At 62.3% G+C, this 21,329-nt stretch carries 21 protein-coding genes and 1 tRNA gene; 10 read left to right on the top strand and 12 right to left on the bottom strand.

Annotation, left to right across the window (positions count from 1 at the left end; all coding sequences use genetic code 11):
• The first annotated feature begins 55 nt into the window (after positions 1–55).
• On the top strand, positions 56–1,540 hold the full coding sequence (locus J2X56_RS23050; protein ID WP_039783465.1) for a DegQ family serine endoprotease: 1,485 nt from the start codon (positions 56–58) through the stop codon (positions 1,538–1,540).
• A gap of 188 nt (positions 1,541–1,728) precedes the next feature.
• Here the strand turns inward: J2X56_RS23050 and kefC are convergent, their stop codons facing one another.
• Positions 1,729–3,567 (bottom strand): glutathione-regulated potassium-efflux system protein KefC, encoded by a 1,839-nt coding sequence (gene kefC, locus J2X56_RS23045; RefSeq protein WP_134137073.1) that lies wholly within the window; start codon positions 3,565–3,567, stop codon positions 1,729–1,731.
• Between the two features lie 80 nt (positions 3,568–3,647).
• On the bottom strand, positions 3,648–4,169 hold the full coding sequence (locus J2X56_RS23040) for an NAD(P)H-dependent oxidoreductase (RefSeq protein WP_209570038.1): 522 nt from the start codon (positions 4,167–4,169) through the stop codon (positions 3,648–3,650).
• A 294-nt stretch (positions 4,170–4,463) separates the two neighbouring features.
• Here J2X56_RS23040 and J2X56_RS23035 point away from each other — a divergent pair, with 294 nt between their 5' ends.
• The 5 genes from J2X56_RS23035 (at position 4,464) to J2X56_RS23015 (ending at position 8,002) form a co-directional block, all read left to right on the top strand.
• Positions 4,464–5,633, top strand: a complete 1,170-nt coding sequence (locus J2X56_RS23035) for a gamma-glutamyl-gamma-aminobutyrate hydrolase family protein (protein ID WP_039783471.1) — start codon at positions 4,464–4,466, stop codon at positions 5,631–5,633.
• A gap of 228 nt (positions 5,634–5,861) precedes the next feature.
• Positions 5,862–6,170 carry a YqjD family protein gene (locus J2X56_RS23030; protein WP_039783473.1) on the top strand — a complete coding sequence of 103 codons (309 nt, stop codon included), beginning with the start codon at positions 5,862–5,864 and terminating at the stop codon, positions 6,168–6,170.
• An 11-nt stretch (positions 6,171–6,181) separates the two neighbouring features.
• Positions 6,182–6,592 (top strand): phage holin family protein, encoded by a 411-nt coding sequence (locus J2X56_RS23025; protein ID WP_039783474.1) that lies wholly within the window; start codon positions 6,182–6,184, stop codon positions 6,590–6,592.
• 55 nt (positions 6,593–6,647) lie between these two features.
• On the top strand, positions 6,648–7,094 hold the full coding sequence (locus tag J2X56_RS23020; RefSeq protein ID WP_121040801.1) for a hypothetical protein: 447 nt from the start codon (positions 6,648–6,650) through the stop codon (positions 7,092–7,094).
• A gap of 176 nt (positions 7,095–7,270) precedes the next feature.
• Positions 7,271–8,002 carry an OmpA family protein gene (locus tag J2X56_RS23015; RefSeq protein ID WP_121040799.1) on the top strand — a complete coding sequence of 244 codons (732 nt, stop codon included), beginning with the start codon at positions 7,271–7,273 and terminating at the stop codon, positions 8,000–8,002.
• 178 nt (positions 8,003–8,180) lie between these two features.
• On the opposite strand, the gene J2X56_RS23010 is transcribed toward J2X56_RS23015, so the two are convergent.
• Complete coding sequence (locus J2X56_RS23010; RefSeq protein ID WP_121040797.1) at positions 8,181–8,741, bottom strand: cytochrome c5 family protein; 561 nt, start codon at positions 8,739–8,741, stop codon at positions 8,181–8,183.
• Between the two features lie 243 nt (positions 8,742–8,984).
• On the opposite strand from J2X56_RS23010, the gene J2X56_RS23005 reads away from it, so the two are divergent.
• The 3 genes from J2X56_RS23005 (at position 8,985) to J2X56_RS22995 (ending at position 10,261) form a co-directional block, all read left to right on the top strand.
• A tRNA-Arg gene (locus J2X56_RS23005) sits at positions 8,985–9,060 on the top strand.
• Positions 9,033–9,272 carry a hypothetical protein gene (locus J2X56_RS23000; protein ID WP_134040210.1) on the top strand — a complete coding sequence of 80 codons (240 nt, stop codon included), beginning with the start codon at positions 9,033–9,035 and terminating at the stop codon, positions 9,270–9,272. The genes J2X56_RS23005 and J2X56_RS23000 overlap by 28 nt, the downstream gene beginning before the upstream one ends.
• Before the next feature lie 59 nt (positions 9,273–9,331).
• Positions 9,332–10,261 carry a glycosyltransferase gene (locus J2X56_RS22995; protein WP_121040795.1) on the top strand — a complete coding sequence of 310 codons (930 nt, stop codon included), beginning with the start codon at positions 9,332–9,334 and terminating at the stop codon, positions 10,259–10,261.
• Between the two features lie 50 nt (positions 10,262–10,311).
• On the opposite strand, the gene J2X56_RS22990 is transcribed toward J2X56_RS22995, so the two are convergent.
• From J2X56_RS22990 to J2X56_RS22965, 6 genes are all read right to left on the bottom strand, one after another.
• Positions 10,312–11,490 (bottom strand): class I SAM-dependent methyltransferase, encoded by a 1,179-nt coding sequence (locus J2X56_RS22990; protein ID WP_209570043.1) that lies wholly within the window; start codon positions 11,488–11,490, stop codon positions 10,312–10,314.
• A gap of 227 nt (positions 11,491–11,717) precedes the next feature.
• Positions 11,718–13,214: a PfkB family carbohydrate kinase gene (locus tag J2X56_RS22985; protein WP_209570044.1), complete on the bottom strand. Its 1,497-nt coding sequence runs from the start codon at positions 13,212–13,214 to the stop codon at positions 11,718–11,720.
• 67 nt (positions 13,215–13,281) lie between these two features.
• A complete protein-coding gene (locus J2X56_RS22980) occupies positions 13,282–14,031 on the bottom strand; it encodes an SDR family NAD(P)-dependent oxidoreductase (protein WP_204726937.1) in 750 nt (249 codons plus the stop codon).
• A gap of 1 nt (position 14,032) precedes the next feature.
• Positions 14,033–15,274 carry a class I SAM-dependent methyltransferase gene (locus J2X56_RS22975; protein ID WP_134137065.1) on the bottom strand — a complete coding sequence of 414 codons (1,242 nt, stop codon included), beginning with the start codon at positions 15,272–15,274 and terminating at the stop codon, positions 14,033–14,035.
• Positions 15,271–15,819 carry a WbuC family cupin fold metalloprotein gene (locus tag J2X56_RS22970; RefSeq protein ID WP_034331021.1) on the bottom strand — a complete coding sequence of 183 codons (549 nt, stop codon included), beginning with the start codon at positions 15,817–15,819 and terminating at the stop codon, positions 15,271–15,273. The genes J2X56_RS22975 and J2X56_RS22970 overlap by 4 nt, the downstream gene beginning before the upstream one ends.
• A gap of 208 nt (positions 15,820–16,027) precedes the next feature.
• Positions 16,028–16,822, bottom strand: a complete 795-nt coding sequence (locus tag J2X56_RS22965; RefSeq protein ID WP_310162966.1) for a nucleotidyltransferase family protein — start codon at positions 16,820–16,822, stop codon at positions 16,028–16,030.
• Positions 16,823–17,345: 523 nt separating this feature from the next.
• On the opposite strand from J2X56_RS22965, the gene J2X56_RS22960 reads away from it, so the two are divergent.
• Positions 17,346–18,779, top strand: coding sequence for a GSCFA domain-containing protein (locus J2X56_RS22960; RefSeq protein ID WP_134137109.1), 1,434 nt, complete (start codon positions 17,346–17,348; stop codon positions 18,777–18,779).
• A gap of 20 nt (positions 18,780–18,799) precedes the next feature.
• On the opposite strand, the gene J2X56_RS22955 is transcribed toward J2X56_RS22960, so the two are convergent.
• The 3 genes from J2X56_RS22955 to J2X56_RS22945 are packed head-to-tail and all read right to left on the bottom strand — an operon-like array spanning position 18,800 to position 21,326.
• Positions 18,800–19,579: a phytanoyl-CoA dioxygenase family protein gene (locus tag J2X56_RS22955; RefSeq protein ID WP_209570046.1), complete on the bottom strand. Its 780-nt coding sequence runs from the start codon at positions 19,577–19,579 to the stop codon at positions 18,800–18,802.
• A gap of 17 nt (positions 19,580–19,596) precedes the next feature.
• A complete protein-coding gene (locus J2X56_RS22950) occupies positions 19,597–20,652 on the bottom strand; it encodes a zinc-binding dehydrogenase (RefSeq protein WP_310162962.1) in 1,056 nt (351 codons plus the stop codon).
• 5 nt (positions 20,653–20,657) lie between these two features.
• Positions 20,658–21,326 carry a class I SAM-dependent methyltransferase gene (locus J2X56_RS22945; RefSeq protein WP_121040779.1) on the bottom strand — a complete coding sequence of 223 codons (669 nt, stop codon included), beginning with the start codon at positions 21,324–21,326 and terminating at the stop codon, positions 20,658–20,660.
• Positions 21,327–21,329 lie beyond the last annotated feature (3 nt).

Below are 21,329 nucleotides of genomic sequence, written 5' to 3'. Positions count from 1 at the left end.
GGTTGAGGCCCAACGGCCCCGACCCTCGATATCCCGTTCGATCAAGGAGAAGAAGATGAGCCGTCGCATCGTTTTTGTTCGTAACACGTTGGCTGTGATGATTGCCGCGGTGGTTGGCGGCAGCTACGTCTATTTTCGTGGTGCCGACCTGCCGTCGGCGCACGCGGCCGCGCTCAACGCCCCGCTGGTGGCGTCCAATACAGCGCCCGCTGCCCCGGCCGGACCGGTGGTCGCGGCGGCGACCGATTTCTCGGGCATCGTCCAGCGTTACGGCCCGGCGGTGGTCAACATCAGCGTCACCGGCAAGGCCCGCAAGGTCGCCGATGACGACGACAATGGCCTCGATCCCAACGATCCCTTCTCCGAATTCTTCAAGCGCTTCGGTCCGCAACTGCAGATGCCGCAGCAGCCGCGCATCATGCACGGCCTCGGCTCCGGTTTCATCATCTCGCCCGATGGCCTGATCCTGACCAATGCCCACGTGGTCGATGGCGCCCAGGAAGTGGTGGTCAAGCTGACCGACCGCCGCGAGTTCAAGGCCAAGGTGCTGGGCATCGACAAGCAGAGTGACATCGCCGTCATCCGCATCGATGCCAAGAACCTGCCCACGGTGCAGATCGGCGATCCTTCCCGCGTGAAGGTCGGCCAGCCGGTGCTGGCCATCGGCTCGCCCTACGGCTTCGACAACACGGCGACCGCCGGCATCATCAGCGCCAAGTCGCGCAGCCTGCCGGACGACAACTACGTGCCCTTCATCCAGACCGACGTGGCCGTCAATCCGGGCAACTCCGGTGGCCCGCTGTTTGACCTGAATGGCCAGGTGATCGGCATCAACTCGCAGATCTACAGCCAGACCGGCGGCTTCCAGGGCCTGTCGTTCTCCATCCCCATCGATGTGGCGATGAAGGTCGAGCAGCAACTGGTCACGCACGGCAAGGTGACGCGTGGCCGCCTGGGCGTCTCGGTGCAGGACCTGAACCAGGCCTTGTCCGAATCCTTTGGCTTGAAGAAGGCTGAGGGCGCGCTGGTCAGTTCGGTGGAAAAGGGCAGCCCGGCGGACAAGGCCGGCCTGCAGGCGGGTGACGTGATCCTGAGCTTCGATGGCCACGCCATCGATCATTCGGTCGACTTGCCTACGCTGGTGGCCGATACCGCGCCGGGGTCCAGCAAGCCCATCCAGGTCATGCGCGGCGGCAAGGTGCTGACCATGAACGTGACTGTGGGCGAGATGAAGCAGGCCAAGAATGAGGCCAAGCCCGGCAAGTCCGATGATCAGGGACGCCTGGGGCTGGCGGTGCGTCCGCTGGACAAGGATGAACAGGCCCAGATCGGTGGCCAGAAAGGCTTGCTGGTGGAAGACGCCAGCGGTCCGGCCGCAGTGGCCGGCATCCAGAGCGGCGACGTGATCCTGGCGCTCAACGGCACGCCCGTTTCCAGTGTGGCGCAACTGCGCAAGCTGGCCAGCGAGGCAGGCAAGAACGTCGCACTGCTGGTGGAGCGCGGTGACGAAAAGATCTTCGTGCCGCTGGCCTTGAATTGAACTAAATCGTTTAAATGATTTGGATGATTTACATGAGTTGCGGTACTGACGTCTTCAAGTCTTGAGGTTTTGCAGTGAGTAGTACCGGTGAGCAGTAAGTAGCAAGCAGTGAGTAGTAAGTGGTAAGCAGTGAGTAGTAAGCAGTGAGGGATTTGGCCGGATGTGCGCAAGCGTGTCCGGCCGTTTTTTTATTCTTCCGCTGACGGTTTGGCGGGCGCAGGTTTTTCGCGCCACTGGTCATGCGAGTGATCGCGCTGCATGGCTTCGCGGTCGCCGGCGAACATGGCCTGCAATTCTTCACGGGCCTGCACTGCCATGGACACCATCTGCGCCTGGTCCTTGTAGTGCGGGTAGAGCGCTGCCAGGGTTTTGAGATTGTGAGAGCGGAATTTCATCGCGGCTTCACGCGCGCGATAGGCGCCGAAGTCCAGCTGCTGCAGCACCTGGCGGCCCATGTGCAGGGCGCTTTCGAAGGTCTCGCGCTCCAGCACCGTGACGCCGCGATCCATCAGGTCGTAGTAGTGCGTGACGTTGCGCGCCCGGGCGGCGATCTGCAGGTGCGGGAATTCTTCTCTCACCTTTTCCACCATGTCCAGCGCGGCTTGCGCATCGTCGATGGCGATCACCAGAACCTTGGCCTTGTCGGCACCGGCGGTGCGCAGCAGGTCGATGCGGGTGGCGTCGCCATAGAACACCTTGAAGCCGAACTTGCGCAGGAAATCGATCTGGTCCGGGTCGTGATCCAGCACCGTGGCGCCGATGTCATTGGCCGCCAGCAGACGGCCCACGATCTGGCCGAAGCGGCCGAAGCCGGCGATGATGACCTGGTTGTCCTGGGGGCCGATCTTGTCTTCCGGGCGGCGCTTGCCGCCTTCCAGCCAGCGCACCAGCAGGCGGTCATGTACCAGCAAGAGCAGGGGCGTGATCAGCATCGACAGCGCCACCACGACGACCAGCATGGACGAGATCTCGGGCGTCAACACCTTGGCGGTCACGGCGGCACCGAAGACGATGAAGGCGAATTCCCCGCCCTGCGAGAGCAGGAAGGCGAAGAACAATTGCTGCCCGCGCGGAATGCCGAAGCAGCGGCCGAGGAACCACATCACGCCGGTCTTGATGGTCAGGAAGCCCGCCACCATGCCGAGGATGCGCCACGGCTGGGCGAGGAATACGCCGAAGTCCACCGACATGCCCACGGCAATGAAGAACAGGCCCAGCAGCAAGCCCTTGAAGGGCTCCAGATCGCTTTCCAGCGCATGGCGGTATTCGGAATCGGCCAGCAGCACGCCGGCCAGGAAGGTGCCCAGCGCCATCGACATGCCCACCGATTGCATCAGCAGGCAGGTGGAGATTACCAGCAGCAGGGCGAAGGCGGTGAAGATCTCGCGCATGTCGGTCTTGGCGATGATGCGCAGGATGGGGCGGATCAGCACCCGTCCGCCGAAGATCAGCAGGGCGATTACCAGCGCCACCTGGCCGGCATGCAGCCAGCCCTGCCCGCTGCCCTGGCTGGCCGCCACCCCCAGCAGGGGGACCGCGGCCATCATGGGGATGGCGGCGATGTCCTGGAACAGCAGGATGGAAAAGCCGGCCGCACCGGCCGGTGTGGCCGTGAGCTTGCGCTCGCCCAGCGTGGCCAGGGCGATGGCGGTGGAGGAGAGCGACATGCCCAGCGCACCGATGAGCCCGATGCGCCACGGCACGCCCGCTGCCAGCGCTGCAGCGAAGAGCGCCAGTGACACCGCCGCCACCTGCACGCTGCCCCAGCCGAAGATGGAACGGCGCAGCGCCCACAGTCGCTTGGGATCGAGTTCGAGACCGATCAGGAACAGCAGCAGCACCACGCCGAATTCGGAGAATTCGAGGATGTGCTTGACCTCGGTGATGAGGCCGAGTCCCCACGGGCCGATGACGATGCCGGCCAGCAGGTAGCCCAGCACGGCACCCAGCCCCAGGCGCTTGGCGATGGGCACTGCGGCCACTGCCGCCAGCAGGTAGACGAGGGCGATCAGCAGTTGTTCATCCATGGCGGGGTCCGGTCAGTTGGTCAGTTGAAAGGGGAGGGCGCAGTGATGCGCGAGGATTGGTGAGAAATCCGATGCGTGGCTCATGCCTGCAAGCCTTCCAGGTAGCGTTCCACATGGCGCTGGAACTCGACCGGCGGTACGTGGTGCGCGCCATGCAGGATCAGCGGTTCCACCCACTGCATGCCGCACAGGCGCGCGGTCTGTTGATACGGCGGCAGGAAATCGGCAAAGGGATGGCCGTGGCGGCCGCTGCTCTGGTAGGACGCCGTCTCCCCGCCGGTCGAGGCCACCAGCCAGAAACGCTTGCCTTCCAGCGCATGGCCATCGTGGCCGAAGGCCCAGCCGCGCGTCAGCACGCGGTCCAGCCATTCCTTCTGCAGGGCCGGCATGCTGTACCAGTGGATGGGATGCTGCATCACGACCAGCTCGGCCTGGCTCAGCAGTTGCTGTTCGTGTTCGACGTCGATGTGGAAGTCGGGATAGTGCTCGTAGAGATCATGCACGGTCACGTCGGGCAGGCGGGCGGCGGCTTCCAGCATCAGGCGATTGGTGCGCGAGAGCTCGGCAGCGGGATGGGCGTACAGGATCAGGACCTTGGACATGTGTCGGCGCGGGCAATGTGGGTGGTGGGCAGGGGGGACGATGGCCTCCGGTGCAAATGGCCGGAACATGCATGGCCTTGGCGCTGTCTGCCCTTGCAAGGGAGAGGAGTGTGCCACGAAAGGGCGCTGGCCGGCTTGGATGAAACTGCTTGCAGGCGGCGCCGTCCGCAGGTGTCCAAAGCCGGGCAATGCGAATATACTCAGCCACTCCCCGGGCCCGTCGCGCCATTGACGGCTTGCATGCCGCCGCTGGTACTCGCCGCAGTTCATTTCATCTGATTACTTATTGCAGCCATGTCCGACATCCAAGATTCCGAAGCCAATCTGCCGCCAGACCGCTCCCCGGGCGCGGTCCCGGCCAAGCCAGTGTCTGCCGACGCGTCCGGTACGCCGGCCGCATCACAGAATCCTGCCCAGCCCGCCGCTGCACCTGCTACCACCGTGGTAGCAGCACCGGCCGCCTCTCCGGCAGTGCCGGCCGTTGAAGCCGTAACGCCGCCGGCCCAGCCGGGCGCGCAGCCCGCCACTGAGGCCGCCCACGGCCAGACGGCGGACCAGGCGCAGCAGCGCATCTATACATCGCTGCCGCCGCCTCCGCATCACGCGGGCGATGCACCCTGGGCGCAGACCTGGCGCTTCCTGACGGCGCGCCTGCGCCAGCTGTCGGACAAGGCCGGCCGGCGCGTCATGCAGCGGACGCTCAAGATCGGCGTGTCGGCCCGCATCTTCCATCCGGAGAGCGGTGCCAAGGGCTTGCGCAGCAAGACCCTGCAGTATCTGGAAGAGTCGATCGCGCAATGGGTGATGTCGCGTGACGTGCTGGTCTTCATGATCCCCACCGTCAATACCAATGGCCTGGTCCACCCGAGCAATATTCGCCTGCGCGACTATGCCAAGCATCTGGATGGCCTGGTGCTGCAGGGCGGGGCCGATGTCTCGCCGCAGAGCTACGCGCAAGCAGCCACCCGGCCCGAATGGAGCGGCGACCGCGTGCGCGACATGTACGAGCTGGAACTGCTGCATGAATTCATCGAGGCCGGCAAGCCCGTGCTGGGCATCTGCCGTGGCTGCCAGCTGATCAACGTGGCTTTCGGCGGCACGCTCTACCAGGACATTGCTACCGATGTGCCGACCGCCATCCCGCACGTCAACGAGCAGTACGACAGCAATTATCACGCGCTGCATTTCCCGCAGGGATCGTCGCTGGCCGGCATGGTCAAGACCGAGAACGCCATCGTCAACTCCATCCACCACCAGGCCGTGCACAACCTCGGGCGCGACCTGTCGGTGGAGGCGGTCTCGGGGCCGGACCAGATCGTGGAAGCCATCCGCTACCGCAAGGCACCGTTCGTGATGGGCTTGCAGTGGCACCCGGAATTCCACCGCGCGGGCGGCCCGGAGCTGCTGGACTGCACGCCGATCCTGGACAGTTTCCTGCGGGCAGCGCGCGAAACACGTTTCTGATCCGGCGCGATTGGCCGGAACCTAAGCCCGCCAGCGTCATCGAACCCTCTTTGCGCTGGCGCAAGCCAATTGCATCGCCTCTGCAGCATGGCTGCAATGCGCTACCCGCCTCGTTGCGGACTCTGTAGAATCAAACGGTCGTCGCAATGCAGCACCTCTTCAGGTGCGGCGTTCAGGGTGCGGCGACTTGCTAGTCTTTTCCATCACCGGCAAAAAAGGAGAATTTACATGCCTCAATCCCCCGCACTGAAGACCGTTCGCAATGACATGAAGACGCTGGTCAAGGACGCCCAGGCATTGTTCGCCGAAGCCGCCGCCGCCACCGGCGAGAAGGCCGACGAGCTGCGCGCGCGTGGCCTGACCCTGCTGGAAGCCGCTGCCGAAGCCGCCCAGACCGCTCAAGCCGCCGCCATCGAGAAGGGCAAGGAAGTCGCCGCCAAGACCGACGACTACGTCCACGAGAATCCGTGGCGTGCCGTGGCCATCTCGGCAGGCCTGGGCCTGCTGGTCGGCCTGGTCATCGGCCGCAGCAAGTAAGCGCCGCCCCGATGGCGACGCCCCACAAGGAAGGCCCGGCCGCACCTGCCGCGCATGCCGCCAACCCCGGCTTGACGGCGGGCCTGCTGGGCCTGGCCAAGAACCTGCTGGGCCTCATCATCAGCCGCATCGAACTGGCTTCGCTGGAGATGTCGGAGATCGGGGCCAATCTGGTCCGTTTCGCCGTCATCTTCGTGCTGGCCGCGGTCGCGTTGTGGTTCGCCATCGCCTTCTGGTCGGTGCTGGTGGTCATGCTGGCCTGGGATACCTGGGGCTGGAAGATCCTGGCCCTGCTGGGTTTCGTGTTCAGCGTGGCAACCGTGGGTCTGGTGTATTACGCCAGGTCGGTGCTGATGCAGGGCAAGCTGTCGCTGCCGCAGACCATGTCCGAGCTGCGCAAGGACCGCGATGCGCTGTTGTGATGAGACTGTCTGCACGTGAAGTCTGCGGCAATTTTCCTAGTTCAATGAGGACTGCATGAGCGATCAGGACCAGGGCATGACCCATGAGGAACGCAAGCGCAAGGTGCTGGCGCAAGGCGCGCTGTACCGGCTGGGCGTGATGGAAGCGCGTGAAGTGGTGCGCGAGAATCTCAGCGCCGAGTCGCTGGCCAAGGGTGCCTTGAGCCGCGTGGGCCATTTTGCCGCCTCGCTGTTCGGCGGCGGCAGGACGGTGCAATCGATCAAATCCCTGAAGTCGCTCAGCGGCGGACTGGGCAACCTGAATCTGCAGACGGTGACGCCGCTGCTGATGACCGGTGCCTCGCTGCTGTCACGCCGCTGGCTGCGCAAGCCGCTGATGATGGGCGGCGTGATTGCAGCCGTGGGCGGGCTGGCGTATTACTTCAGCCAGCGCGGCGGCAGCCGGGACCCATCGGATACGTCCGATACGGCTGCATTGCAAGGGCCACCGGAGCCGGATTGAAGGCTTCGGGGTGATCCATGATGTTCCTGCAAAGGCATCCGGTTTTCCGGGTGCCTTTGTCATTCATGGATAGCGTTTTGGCAAGCGCGGCAGGAACATATCCGCCCCGATGCGCTCTGAAGGACACCGGCCCATGGCCTGGACAACAAGACTGACAAGGCAAGAAAGGACATGACATGAAGAAAATTTCAATCGCAGCGATCGCCGGCGTGCTGGCGCTCTCCGGCTGTGCCGACATGAGCCCGACCCAGCGTGGCACGGCCACCGGTGCGGGTATCGGTGCCGGCCTGGGCGGCATCATCGGTGCAGCTACCGGCGGTGGCGGTGGCGGACGTGCGCTGGGTGGTGCGGCCATCGGCGGCGCCATTGGTGCGGTGGCCGGCAACATCTGGTCCAACCGCATGGAAAACCAGAAGCGCGCCATGGAACAGGCTACCCAGGGCACCGGCGTGCAGGTCACGCAGACTGCCGACAACCGTCTGAAACTGGAAATCCCCAGCGACATCTCCTTCGATACCGGCCGTGCCGACATCAAGCCGGAGATGCGCCCGGTGCTGGATCGTTTCGCCGCCACCCTGGTGGAGAACCCGGCCACCACCGTGACCATCGTCGGCCACACCGACAACACCGGCAGCGATGCCATCAACGACCCGCTGTCGCAGCAGCGCGCGGCGCGCACCCGCGATTACCTGACGACGCGCGGCGTGGCCGCCAACCGCTTCAACATCTCGGGCCGTGGTTCGCATGAGCCGCTGGTCCCCAACACCAGCGATGCCAACCGCGCCAAGAACCGCCGCGTGGAAATCTTCGTGGCCGAGCAGCAGGCGGCAGCACCGGCACAGCAGCAGGCACCGGCGGGTTATGCACCGGGCAACTACCCGCCGCCGCCTCCACCCCAGCGGTATTGAGGCGATATGAAGCTTTCTCCGATGCGCCCGGCATGAGGGCGCATCCGGAGGGGCTGGAATAGGGCGCAGGGGCTTTTGGCTCCGCTTGTACGTGAATAAAATTGAAAAATCCCCGAATTTCGCTTCGGGGATTTTTTTTAGGCGAGGCCAGCGAGCGGGTCGCTGGCCACTGCGAGGATTACTTGGCGGGTGCGTCGGCAGCCGGTGCGGCACCTTCGGCGGCGGCCGGGGCCTTCACTTCGGGTTCCTTGAACTTGGCGCCGGACTGGTTGGCCATGTAGACCACGGTGCGCTGGATTTCGACGTCGTCCAGATCAGGGTTGCCGCCCTTGGCGGGCATGGCGCGCAGGCCATTGATGGCGTGCGAGACCAGGGTGTCATAGCCTGCGGCGATGCGGGCCTGCCAGGAGGCAGCGTCACCGACCTTGGGAGCACCGGCCACGCCGGCGCTGTGGCAGGCGGCGCAGGTGGTCTTGTAGACTTCTTCACCGGAGAGCAGTTGCTTGGGGCCGTTGGCATCACGGAAGGTGAAGCCATCGTCGGAGACGGGTTTGATGCGTGCCGCGATCATCTCGGGCGTCTGGCTGTCGGAGCCGGCACCGGTTTTCTGGCCATTGGTGACGTACTGCACGAGCAGCACGATGCACACGATGGGGACCAAAAAACCTGCGACGACGGCTGCGATCAATTGCTTGGGAGTCTTGATTGCCGACTCGTGTTCCTGCTGAGCTGAGCTCATGGGCGTCCCTCCGTAATGTTTCCTCGAAATTGGGGCGGAAAACGTCGGTTCCCTTTGTATTGCCTTATCGCCTGGCATTGCGTGGAACTGGGATCAGGCAGGGCTTTCATTGCGCTCTCTCGCCGAACTCTTGATTATAGTCACAATGCTTTCCGTTTGACACGGAAAAACCGCCAGCGCCATGGACGTCCAGCCGGAAAGACGGTATCCTTCAGGCCTTTCCGGGGTTCGCCCCGATTCAGCGCGGCTGTAGCTCAGTGGATAGAGTATTGGCCTCCGAAGCCAAGGGTCGTGGGTTCGATCCCCGCCAGCCGCGCCACTTCTTTTCCGCCTTGCTCACGCCAGCAGTCAATCTTCTGCGACCCGATTTCCAACGCAAATTGCAATAGTTGCAACGAATTCCGTTGGGAAACATCATGCGCGTTTTATGCTTTTGCTGCTTTGCGCAATATCAAATATGCCGGACCTGTGCTGCTGCGAGAGCAGCGCAGCTTCATATGCAAGCTGCTGGTGCTGCATGAGCGCGTCTGATATCGTTCCAGCTGCCCGTCAAAACCGATCAATTTCATTACAGGCTTGCGATCCGACCCATGCTGACTCTCCTCATTCCGACCAAGAACCACGGTATCTATCTGGAAAGCCTGCTTTCCAGCGTCATTTTCGCGCCCGGATCGCCAGTGACCAAGCTGATCGTCTACAACGATGGTTCGACCGACAATACGGCAGAAATCCTTGCCAGATATTCGGGCGACGCGCGGGTGCGGGTCTTGGGGGGGGACGGTCCGAGCGTGGGTGTGCTCGGGGGGTATCAGAAGATGTGCCCGCTGATCGACACGCCCTACATGACCATGCTGGCCTCCGACGATCTGTTTTATCCCGAAAAGCTCGCCCTGCTGTTCCAGGAAATGTTGCGCACGAACGCAAAAATGGCCTTCGGAAAATACCAGATTCTGGAAAACGGCCAGTTGTCCAACCTCAGCCATCCTGGCTGGCAGGCCCGACGATACAAGCCCAATTGCGATTTCGAGGCATTGATCGGTTTTGATCACTATGTCTTCTGCGGCATCTACAAAACCGATGCCTTGCCGCGCCACGGCAGCAACGGGTTCATGTTCGACCTGACGCTCAGCAAGCTGGTGGCCGCCGACGGCTTGGGGGAATTCCGGGGACAGGACTGGGCACTGGCGCTTGACATGGCGGTGGCCCATCCCGGCGAGATCTGCTTCGTGGACGATTACATTGCCGTGTTCCGCAAGGTCGCCAACCAGCTCTCCAGCGATTCCGTCTACGTCCACACGGGCAGATCGGCATTTGAAATGGCGCTGCTGATCGTCAAATTCCTCAGCGACTACTCCTTGCGCGCCAAGCTCAAGAGCGAGCCCTACTTCCATCAGTCCGTCAAGAACCTGTTTTATGCCAAGTTTGGCGGTATCACGGAGGCGGCCAAGCAGACCTCCAATTTCCAGCAGATCTACAAGCCGATGATTCTCGCGGCAGACACCATTCTGAACAATATGTAAGTGCCGCCGCAATGGTGCCTGGCCGCGCATCGCGCGCGGCCAGTACAGGCTTACATCTTCTGGAACACCCCGTGATGATTGGGCATGCCCCAGGTGGCGATGAATACGCTGTCTTCACGGCAGAAAGTGGTCAGCTCGTCGATCTTGCCCTGTCCCATCAGCGTCATGGCCGTCTTGATCATCGTGAGGATGGTCCGGGCCTTGGCCGCATCTTCTGGCGACGCGATGATGTTGCCCGCGGCAAGGAAGGCAATCAATTCATCCAGAATGGCGACGGCGCGCAGGCAGTTGGTTTCCGAGGCATTGTCGATGAGGCCATCCACGATCCCGACCAGTTCGGCCAACTGATTGGAGATGGTCGGTGAGGGCGCCGGCAACAGGCATTGCGTACTGAGGACGTGGCTCAGCCGGCTCTGCTCGATATAGGCAATGGCCGCCTCGTTGTCGTCGCCCGCGCGATACTCGCCCTTGATCCAGTTCATTGCCAGCACATCCTTGTAGTTCGGCCAGGCCGAATACAGGCGGAAATGACCGGCGTGCATCTCACGCAGCAATTGCGCCGGATCGATGAAATATTTCATGCGCACGAAGGGATTCTGGATCACGTCCATGAACCAGGACTCGATCTTGCGCGTATGCGCAATGCTGTTCCACTTCGGCAGGAACAGATGCCGGGCAGTCTCGATGCCGCCCTCACCCTGGCCGTGGCGCAGGGCAGTCTGGTAGATCGCCTTCAACAGCAATTCCATGAAGCTGCCGTACTTCTCGACATAGGTCACCAAGGCGATGCCATCCGGCTTCAGGCATTCATGCAGCTTGCTGACCCAGGCGCTGGTCGGCTGCACGGTATAGATGAAGCCTTCTGCATCCACGAAGTCGTATTGGCGGGCCGGCTCGAAATCAAGAACTGACTTGGTGACGATCTCGGTCAGATTCGATTCCAGGGAAAATCGGGAAAAATACTGGCGGATATAGGGGTGCGCCTCCGCATTGGGTTCCACCAGCGTCACGCGCGCGCCCCATTGGGCGAAGACGATGGAGTTCTCGCCGGTATCCGGCCCGAACTCAAGCACTTCCTTGCCCTGAAACAGGGCCAGGGGCAGCGAGAGACGGAAGAACACGTTCTTGCGCAACTGTGCATAGCGGGAAAGCTCGGCATCGCTGCTGAAATCGGCATAGGTCGGCTGTACGTCCTGCTTGGCGTAGTACTCGTACATTTTCTCAGTCATGGTGTATTTCCTCGGAAAGTTCGGATCGGGTGCTCTCGGCCGCCAGACCCTTCGGCCTGATGCTCGGACCTTGCGGCACGAGCTACCCTTGATTGCTCAGTCTGCCCGGTATTGCCCTGCATGCTGCTCGTGCAGCAGCTGCGCAGGGGTCTCGCGGGCATCACTCTGTCTCTTCTGTGCACCGGCGCAGGCCGGCACGCATGCCGGCTCCTGCAGTCAGGCGCGCGTTAATGCTGGTCGGCCAGCTCCTGCATCAGATCACTGGCGGACAAGGGGATGTTGCCCACGCGGCTGACCTGGCAGGCGGCCGCAATCGATCCCAGATACATGCTTTGCCAGATGTCTACCCCGACCGTCATGGCCATGGAGGTGCAGGTGAGGAAGCTGTCGCCGGCACCTGCCGTATCCTTGGGCGAACTGTTGAAGGCAGGCAGGCGGTCGGTAAGCCAATCCAGCTCACCCTCGGACTGCGCATGAGCCAGGATGCCTTCGGCCCCCAGGGTCAGGATGATGTTCTCCGACTGCGAGCGCTGGCGCAGCTTTTCGGCCAGCACCACCAGACCCGAGCTGTAGTCCCGCACGGCCAGGCGTGCTTCGCGTTCGGTCGGCGTGAGCAGCATGGCCCCGCGGAAGCGCGATACATCGCCCATCTGCGAGGAGGACTGGCTGTCAGCGACGAAGGGGATGCCGCGCTCGACGCAGGCTTCCACCAGTTGATCGACCACGGCCTGCGGCAGGCAGCCGTAGTTGAAGTCGGAGAAGATCACCAGATCGCAGTTGTCCAGCGTGGCGATGACGGCCTCGGCGTAGCGCTGGGCCAGCCGGGGTTCGATGTCGTGCTGGCGCAGATGGCTCACGCGCAGCAAGGTCTTGCCAGCGGCGCGGAAGCGCTGCTTGAGCGTGGTCGGGCGGCTGTCGTCTTCGAAGAGCGTGGCCGTGACATGGTATTCGCTCAGCTTCTCACGGGCGAAGTCGGCAGCGGCATCCTTGCCTGCGACCGAGAAGTAATTGACCTGCGCGCCGAGCTTGCAGGCATGCGACGCCACGATGCCCGCCCCGCCGATGAAGCGCTCCTGCATGATGGGGGTGACCACCAGGGTCGGATCTTCCTGCGACATGCCCAGGGCTTCGCAGCTGACATATTCGTCGACGATCAGGTCGCCCAGTACAGCGACCCGCAATCCCTTGAATTTCTCCACCGTGCTGCGCAGGTCGTGCATCGTGAAGGCGTGACGCTCCGGGTAATCGTTGGGCAGCACGATGGACGACAGGTTGGGTTCGAGGATGTCGCGCTTGAGCAGGTCGATCGATGAGAAGCGCATCTCCCCCGAGCTGAACATGAGCTTGCCGCCATATTCATCCACGGCCGCCTGCTCGGGATTGAACTTGGACTCATGCTCGTCGCCCTTGACCACGATGCTGGGCTTGAGCGCGCGGATGATGTCCTCCGGTGCAGAAGTCATCACGAAGGCATGGTCCACGAAACTGATGGCAGTAATGCCGTCGAAGCGCAACTGGGCCGGCAGCAGCGCACCGGGGACATGGTCGCCTGCCACGCCGACGACCAGGAAGTCGCCGCATTCCGAGGCGAACTTGAGCAAGCGCAGGTGGCCCGGGTGTACCGTGTTGAAGTTGCCGGCGACGAAGACGATGCGTGCGCCTTCGCCCGCCAGGCTCTTGGCTTTGTTGATTTCTGCGATGTCAGTTGTAGACGAACTATCCAATTGATCCTCCGATACCTTGCCTGATCCGGTCCGTGCCGGTCGCTTTTTTCTGCCGCACGCGGTCACTTCACTGCCTGGGAAAATCCCTGATGATCGATTCATGGCTGCGCAAGCTCAGGCCGCCGTCGACCACGATGTTTTGTCCGGTGATATAGCTGCTCTGTTCTCCTGTGAGAAACAGGATGGCATTGATGATGTCGCGGGAGGAGCCGGCGCGCCGCAGGGGAATGAAGCGTTCGAAGCGATCCGTGATCCAGCTGTTCTGGCGGTAATACTCCCGCGCGGCTTCCTTGATGACCACGCAGGGCGACACCACATTGACCCGGATGCCATGCGGACCAAGCTGCAGAGCGTAATAGCGCGCCAGCTGCACCAGGCCGGCCTTGCTGACGTGATAGCCAAGATCCTGTTCCGGGGCGACGTAGTGGTCTGCGATGGAACTGACCATCACGATGCTGTTGCCGGATTCGTCCAGGCTGAAATGGCCTTGTGCCAGCAGATGGTCGATCGCATTGCGGGTGGCGGTCAGGGCGACGGCCAGATCGGTGTCGAAGGCGTCGCCGGCCGCGCGGTTGCGCTGCATAAAGACGGCACTGTCGATCTTTCCCTGAGACCTGGCACACGCATCGAGCGCGACACGCAACGCCCCCCCGTCGGTCACATCCAGCTGTTGCCAATTGAGCAGCGGGGACGATGGCAGCGGGCTGGCACTGCGTGCGAGCACCGAGACGCGCTGCCCTGCTGCCAGCAGGTGCTCCACCAATGCCAGGCCGCTGCCCTTGCTGCCGCCGACGACCAGGAAATGACGTTCACTCATCTCAGACGATCTTGAAACCCGGCACGGGCTGAATGAAATGGCCACCTTGCTCAAGGTAGGCCTGGTGTTTCTGGATGAAGGGTTCGCCAAACCGCCAGGCCAGGACCAGCACGTAATCCGGCTTGCGCTCGTAGATCGCCGACGACGGCAGCACCGGCAGGTGCCAGCCCGGGCTGTAGCGGCCCTGCTTGGCCTGGTTGTCGTCCACGAGGTAATCGAGGTACTGCCCCAGTTCGAAGTGATAGATGAGCGTGGTGCAGGTGATGGACGCACCGAAGCCGGCCACCGTCTTGTTCTCGGCCTTGGCCTGGCGCAGGAAGTCCAGGGTTTGCCGTTTCAGGGCATCGATCCTGGCGGCATAGGCATCGTAGGTGTCCTTGCGGTAGATCCCCTTGCGATCTTCTTCTTCCAGCAGTTGCTGCACCGAGCCATCCGGCTGGACCGGACCTTGGGGGCGCTGGACGAAATAGCGCAGCGATCCGCCTTTGGTGGCGACCCGCTCGATGGCCGTCAGCTCCAGCCCCACGCGGGCAAACAGCGCCTGGATCGGGCGCACCGAGAACGAAGAAAGGTGTTCGTGATAAATGAAATCGAACACCATGTTGTCGATGAGGTCGGCCAGGTAATAGCTCTCGAAGACGAATACGCCATCGTCGGCCAGCAAGGTGTTGATGCCGTCGACCCACGAACCGAGATCATCGATATTGGCGAACACATTGTTGGCCGTGATCACCCGGGCAGGGCCGTGCTGCGCCAGGATGTCCTTGGCCAGACCGCGGTCGAAGAACTTGCCGATGGTGGGAATGCCGCTGGCGGTTGCCTGCTCGGCGATGTGCGCGGCGAACTCCACGCCCAGCACATCCATGCCGAGTGTCTTGAACGAACGCAGCAGAGTTCCGTCATTGGAGCCCAGGTCCATGACGCGCGAGCCGGGCGCAAGCTGGCAGCGCTGTACGACGTTCCGAGCGTAGGCGTGGAAGTGGGCATGCAGACCGGGGGAGCTTTGGGTGACGTAGATGTAGTTGCCGTACAGAACGTCCGGGTCAATGATGTCGGTGATCTGCGCCAGACCGCACTGACCGCACATGAACAGATCGATAGGATAGCTCGGCTGTGCTTCGCCGAGGCGCTCTGCGGTGACATAGTCGTCGCCGATGGGGGTGGGCTTGAGTGCGAATACCAGGTCCAGATCATGGCTGCCGCAAGCGCGGCAGGTCGTGCGGCGATGGATGATTTGCTTCATTGGGTTCTCGTAAAGGGCTTGATTCGGAGTTCCAGTTCCCGGATGTAGGCGTCGGCCAGCGCGGCATCGCTGCCATCGGCTGCCCAGGCGGGAAACGCCGTGGCGGCGGGAAGGAAGGGGCCGTTGGTCACTTCATGGAAGACCAGGACCGGCGAGCGGATGATCAAGGTGTGAAAGATCGGCTTGTCCATGCGCTCGTAGAAGGGCAAGCCGGATGCATAGTCGCCCATTTCGATGACGCGGGTCACTTGCCCTTCGTCGTCCATCATCACCAGATCGACCCGGCCGGCAATCACGTGCATCGATTCCGATTTGCCAGGATGCTTGTGCGGACGCACGTACGCTCCGCGCTCATGAATGATGAGCATCTCGTGCAAGGCATCGTCGGGGCTGTCGTGCGCACACAGGCGCACCCGCTTGCGCGGATTGCGGGACGACAGCGCCTGCAGATGCTCGATGTCCTCCCGCGAAGCGGTCACGATCTCCATTTCCGAATAGATCACCTCGGGGTTCTGGAATCGGTATTTGCGCTGATCCTGGTTCATGGCCTTCCAACACGACTAAAAAATTTGCGGCGAAATCAGCCGTACCGGCCGCACCCCCGCACAGGTTTCCCTATTGTGAGTTTTATTGCCACATTGGCAATCGTGGACAATGCATCTTGCACAGGATAACCCGGTGGCTAGCGCGGCCATCCGTGAAACGGCCGTGCAAATGCCCGCCAAATAGGCGTTTTGCCACCGTCATGGCAACTCACTGCCCGGCCAGCCGGTGCAGCAGCTGATGCAGTTCCGGTGCGAGGGATTGCGTCAGCTCTGCCCAGGCGTGCGCATTTCCGGGCTGGGCAGGTGGCATGTGAAAGTCCTGCTGGGCCTCGGTCCAGCTCTGCACGGTGCCAATATCGCGATGGTAGGCATGGTTGGTGAAGGTGGCGATCCTGCCCAGATAGTGCGGAATGACTTCGGTGCTGAAGTCGATGTCGGGACGACCCAGGCTGTCCAGAAAATCCAGTACCTCCGGTTCGAGCAGGTAGACCGCCGCGTTGGCCAGCCTGCCAGGTGGCTCCGGGACCTTTTCGTGGAAGGCCTGCACCACGCCGTTGGCATCCAGCTCGACGATGCCGCAAGAACGGGGATCGGGTGTCTCGAACAGCATCATGGTCAAGGCGGTGTGCGCCGGGCGGTCGCGGTGCGCAGCGAGGAAATCGCGGCAGTCGAAACGGGTCAGATTGTCGGCATGTGCCAGCAGGAAGGGCTTGTTGCCGAAGAACGCGCGGTTGGCCAGTGCAGTGCCCGCCGTGCCCAGCAAGACAGGCTCGCTGACCAGCGTGACCCGGTCGCGCCAACAGCTGGCGGCGATGTAGCGCTCCACCAGACGGGCCTGATAGTGGGTATTGATCAGGATGTCGTCCACGCCCTGTCCGAGCAGGTTCTCGATCCAGTAGTCCAGCAGCGGCCGGCCGTTGATCGGAACCAGACATTTCGGCAGCAGATCGGTCAGGGGACGCAGCCTGGTTCCCAGGCCGGCAGCTAGCAGAAGTGCGCGCATGGGAAATCGGACGCAGCGTGCGTCGCCCGGCAGTTGGCGTTTTCAAACAACGCATGGTCGGTCAATGGCACCTGGTCACTGCGGTGCTTTCGGGCCGGGAGGACGACGGTAGGCATGGGGTTCCTTGGATGATTTCTCTGGCGCGTTCTGTGCGGCGGAGCCGCCTTTTCCGGATGTGACAGATGATAATGGGCCAATATCACGCCAAAGCAGGGAATAACCGGCGGAAAGGGGGGCTAGCTCTTGATTTGGCGCAGCGCTGCGCCGCCAGCGTGGGGGCTGAACAGCCTGTTACGGCAGTTCAACGCGGGAATAACCCCCCTTTTTCCTGCATTTACAGCCGTCCAGAGCGCAACTGAACCTGTGTAAAATCAGTCGCACCAGAACCACACGTGCGGCGAGCCTCCGGTTCTGCATGCTCGCTGCGTGACGACGACAGCGGGCCTGCGGCGATAGGCAGGCCCGGTGCATTCAGGCCCGCGTGCAAGCAGTACGTGAGCAACCCCACTTCAGCGAAGCCATCATGAACTCATCAGCCTCCAACCTTGACCCCATCGTGACCCACCTGATCGAGCACGGCAAGCGTGAGGACCTGCTCGCCGCCGGCGCTCAATTCATTCGGGAAAACCGCCGCAGCGATGCCATTGCCTGCTTCGCCAGGCTGGCCGAGGAAAAGAGTGATCTCAACGCGCGTTTCATCCATGCGCAGCTGATTGATGACGGGTCGCACAAACAGCTGGCCGCCGCACGGGATGCGGCAGTGTCCATCCTGGAGGATTTTCCCGCTCTGTTCGACAACGGCACCGAGGCCAACTGCGCGCTGGTGCGCTTTGCCGCACAGCGCTGCAGCTATGTCGGCCCACAGGAAAAGGCCGCCGACCTGTATCGCAGGCTGGTCGCCATGTCCAATAGTGCTGCGGACTACTACCATCTCAGCGAAAGTCTCTCGCACATCAACAATGTAGCCAACAACCTGGCGGACTCGATTGCCGCACTGGAAAAAGCCATCGCGCTGGACCCGGCCGTCTACGATACCGATACCAATCGCGAAACCATCAAGCTTGGCAAGGCTGCGCTGGCCCAGCAAGCCGAGGCAGCGAGCCCGAAACGCAAGAAAATCGGACGCTATCCGCTCACCGAGGATTTCGTCGGCGACCTGCCTGCGCTGATCAAGAAACACATCGCCTTCGATCTGCGCAACGAAGAGAAATTCATCAGCCGTGCCACGCGCTTCTTCACCATGGGTTCCTGCTTTGCGCGCAACATTTCCGCCGCCCTGAACAAGAGCGGCTACAACAGCACCCACATGGAAATCTCGGAGTACATCAACACCACCTTCGCCAATCGCGCCTTTGTCGATTGGCTCAGCACCGGCAAGACCGATGTGGCGGTGAGTGAGCGTATCCAGGAACTGCTGCCGCCGGGCTGGAGTGCCGACAGCACGCTGGAGAAGATTCGCAACTCGGATGTCTTCATCCTTACGCTCGGGGTGGCACCGGCTTTCTTCGACAAGACCACCGGCGCTTTCGTGCTGCCGCGCCCGACCGCGCTGAACTCCCGCGTGCTGGGCGAGAAGTACGAATACCGGACGACCACCGTGCAGGAGAACGTGGACAACGTCCTGTACCTGATCAACTTCGTGCGCAAGCTGGCTCCGCACGCCAAAGTGGTGATCACGGTCTCGCCGGTGCCGCTGATTGCGTCGTTTGAATTTGAATCCTGCGTCGTGGCCGACTGCCTGTCCAAGAGCACCATGCGCCTGGTGGCGCATCAGGTGGTGCACCAATCCGGCCTGAACAATGTGCTTTACTGGCCCTCCTTCGAGGTCTTCCGCTGGGGCGGCTCCAATGCCAGCAACTTCTATGCGGCCGATGATGGCGCCGCATGGCATGTCTCGGAAGAGAAGGTCAACGGGACCATCGGCGCTTTCATCGACATGTTCGACGCCGGTCGCTGATCAGCGCTGGCGGACGGCGGTCAGTTTTTCGTCATCCGTTGCGGGAAGACCAGCGTGATCTCCACGCTCACGCGGGTCTGGTCTCCCAGATTGACCGCCCCCCCATGCAGAATGCCTTCGTTGAAGATGAGCATGTTGCCGGGCTCCGTGAGCATCAGCTGCGCACCCAGTGTCGCAGGATCTTCATCGATGATGGGCTTCATGCCTCCGGCACCGGGTTCGCCGTGGTAGCGATACTGGCGGCGATGCGAATCGGGCACGATCATGAGCCCGTTGCGCCCTGGCTGTGAATAGATCGGAATCCAGATCTTGACGGTCTCCGCCTGTGCCGCGAAGGCGCGATCGTCCATGCCCATGACATCGTGAAACCACTTGTCGGCGTGCATGCCGCCGATGTCGCGTGGCGCATTCGGGCGTACCAGTCTCCAGTAGATCTCTTCGCGTCCGGCCTCGTGGGTATCCCCATAGAAGACATCGGAGATGGCAAACTCGCCCATCTCCGCACGGATGGTCTGAAGGAACGGCAGTCCGCGAATCTGCTGGCAACTGTGCAGCGGCAGGCAGCGATGCTGCTTGGGCCAGAGTGATTCGTGCTTTAGCAGATGGGACAGCTCGTGATAACGCGCGATGCCCACTTCCCTGAATTGCGCCACCAGCTCCGGATGCGCCCTACCGATCACGTCGAGCCACTGCTCGGTGATGGCCGCGCGAAACACCTCCAGCTCCTCAGGCGTGAGCCGGACATCGCTGGAGTAGCCGGGCGTGTCGAAAATCTTGTGCTTCAGGTTCAGTGCAGTCATGGCGTGCTCGCGCTGGGTCAGTCGTGCATGCGGATCAGGCAGCGGCCCGACATGGCACCGCTGCGCATGCGCTGGATGGCGACGTTGATGTCGTCCAGCTTGAAGTGCTCGGTGATGAGCGGCTTGAGCTGGATGAGGCCGGCATCAAGCAGCCTGGTATAGCGGGGAATGTCGACATGCGGCACGGCCTCGCCGCCATGCGAGCCACTGATGGTCTTCTCGAAGTGCAGCGGCAGCGAGTAGATGCTGATGTTGCGGCCGGCACGCGGCACCCCCACCAGAACCACGCATCCCTGCGCCTTGGTCAGCTCATAGCCCATCTCGATGATGGACGGCTGTCCGGTGTTGTCGATGAAGACGTCGATGCCCTGCTTGCCCGTCAGCTCCAGCAGCGCTGTGCGTGCATCGACCTGGCTGGCATTGATCAGGTGCGTCGCACCGACCTGTTTGGCCAGCGCCAGCCGGCCTTCGTGCAGATCGACCGCAATGATGGGATAGGCCGAGCGCAGCGAGGCTGCCTGGATGATGTTCAGGCCGACGCCGCCGGCACCGAAGACCACCACCGATTCACCCAAACGGATGTCCGCATTGTTCTCTGCCACACCGAAGCCCGTGGTGACCGCACACCCGAACAGCGCAGCGACGTCCATGTCGCTGGACGGATCGATACGGGTGACGCGATTCTCCGACACGATGGCATATTCGTTGAAGGTCGCGATCAGGCCGGCGTTGAGCGGCTTGCCGCGCCAGGTGTACTTGGGCGGAAGCGATTCGATACCCTGGCTCTTGCGCCAGTGCAATACCACACGGTCGCCCGGCTTGACGAAACGCACGCCGGGACCGACTTCCTCCACGATGCCCGAGGCCTCGTGGCCGAGCAGGTGCGGCAGGTACTTGTCCTCGCCCTTGGCACCGTCGATTTCACCGAGCTGCGAGCCGCATACGCCGCTGACACCGATCTTCACCAGCACTTGTCCGACGTCGAGCTGCGGCGGCAGTTCGACCTCATCGATGATCAGCGGCTGTTGCAGTTCGGCCAGGATGGCCGCACGCATGGTCTTGGGAATGCTCATGGTGTTCACTCGAAATAGATGAGGGAATGGTCGCCGGTATAGCCGGTCTGGCGGAACCACCAGTCCCATTCTTCGGGGGTACAGAAGGCTTCGCAGGTGACCTGCCAGTACAGCAGGTTAGCCTTTTCGGTTTCGTTGCGATATGACTCTACGCAAACATACTTCTGCTTGCCGACCCGCTCCATTTCCCGCAAGGCCTTGTCCAGATCGTAGTTGTGCAGGTTGTGCAGCGTGGTGATGGAAAAGACGAAATCGAAATATTGGTCAGGGAAGGGCAGGCTGGTGGCATTGCCCAACAGCAGGCGATCGCGGATCTCTTCCTTGGCATGCTCCAGCGCATACGGAGAAATGTCGATGCCATGGATTTCCAGGCCGGGGACCAGCAGCGACATCTCGTACAGCAGAAATCCCTTGCCGCATCCCACGTCGAGCACCTTGTCGCCCGCCTTCAGGCCATAGTGGTCGATCATCGCCTGCGCCACCGGTGCCCAGCGGCCCGGCATGTAGCGATAGCCGCCGTAGCAGATGCGGCGATCGCCGTCCCAGTAGTCGAATCCCCATTGCTTGGCCAGCTCGGCCGCCTTGGGCTTGGGGAATTCAGGGTCGTTCACGCGCGCCAGATAATCGCGCTGGGTGCTTTTGTGAACGGAGCTGAGGAAGTCGATGTAGGCCATGTC

It is taken from the genome of Herbaspirillum sp. 1173 (assembly GCF_031455335.1).
GTDB classification, from domain to species: domain Bacteria; phylum Pseudomonadota; class Gammaproteobacteria; order Burkholderiales; family Burkholderiaceae_D; genus Herbaspirillum; species Herbaspirillum huttiense.
Note: the sequence above shows the minus strand (reverse complement) of the source record. Positions and strands in the feature narration are given on the sequence as shown.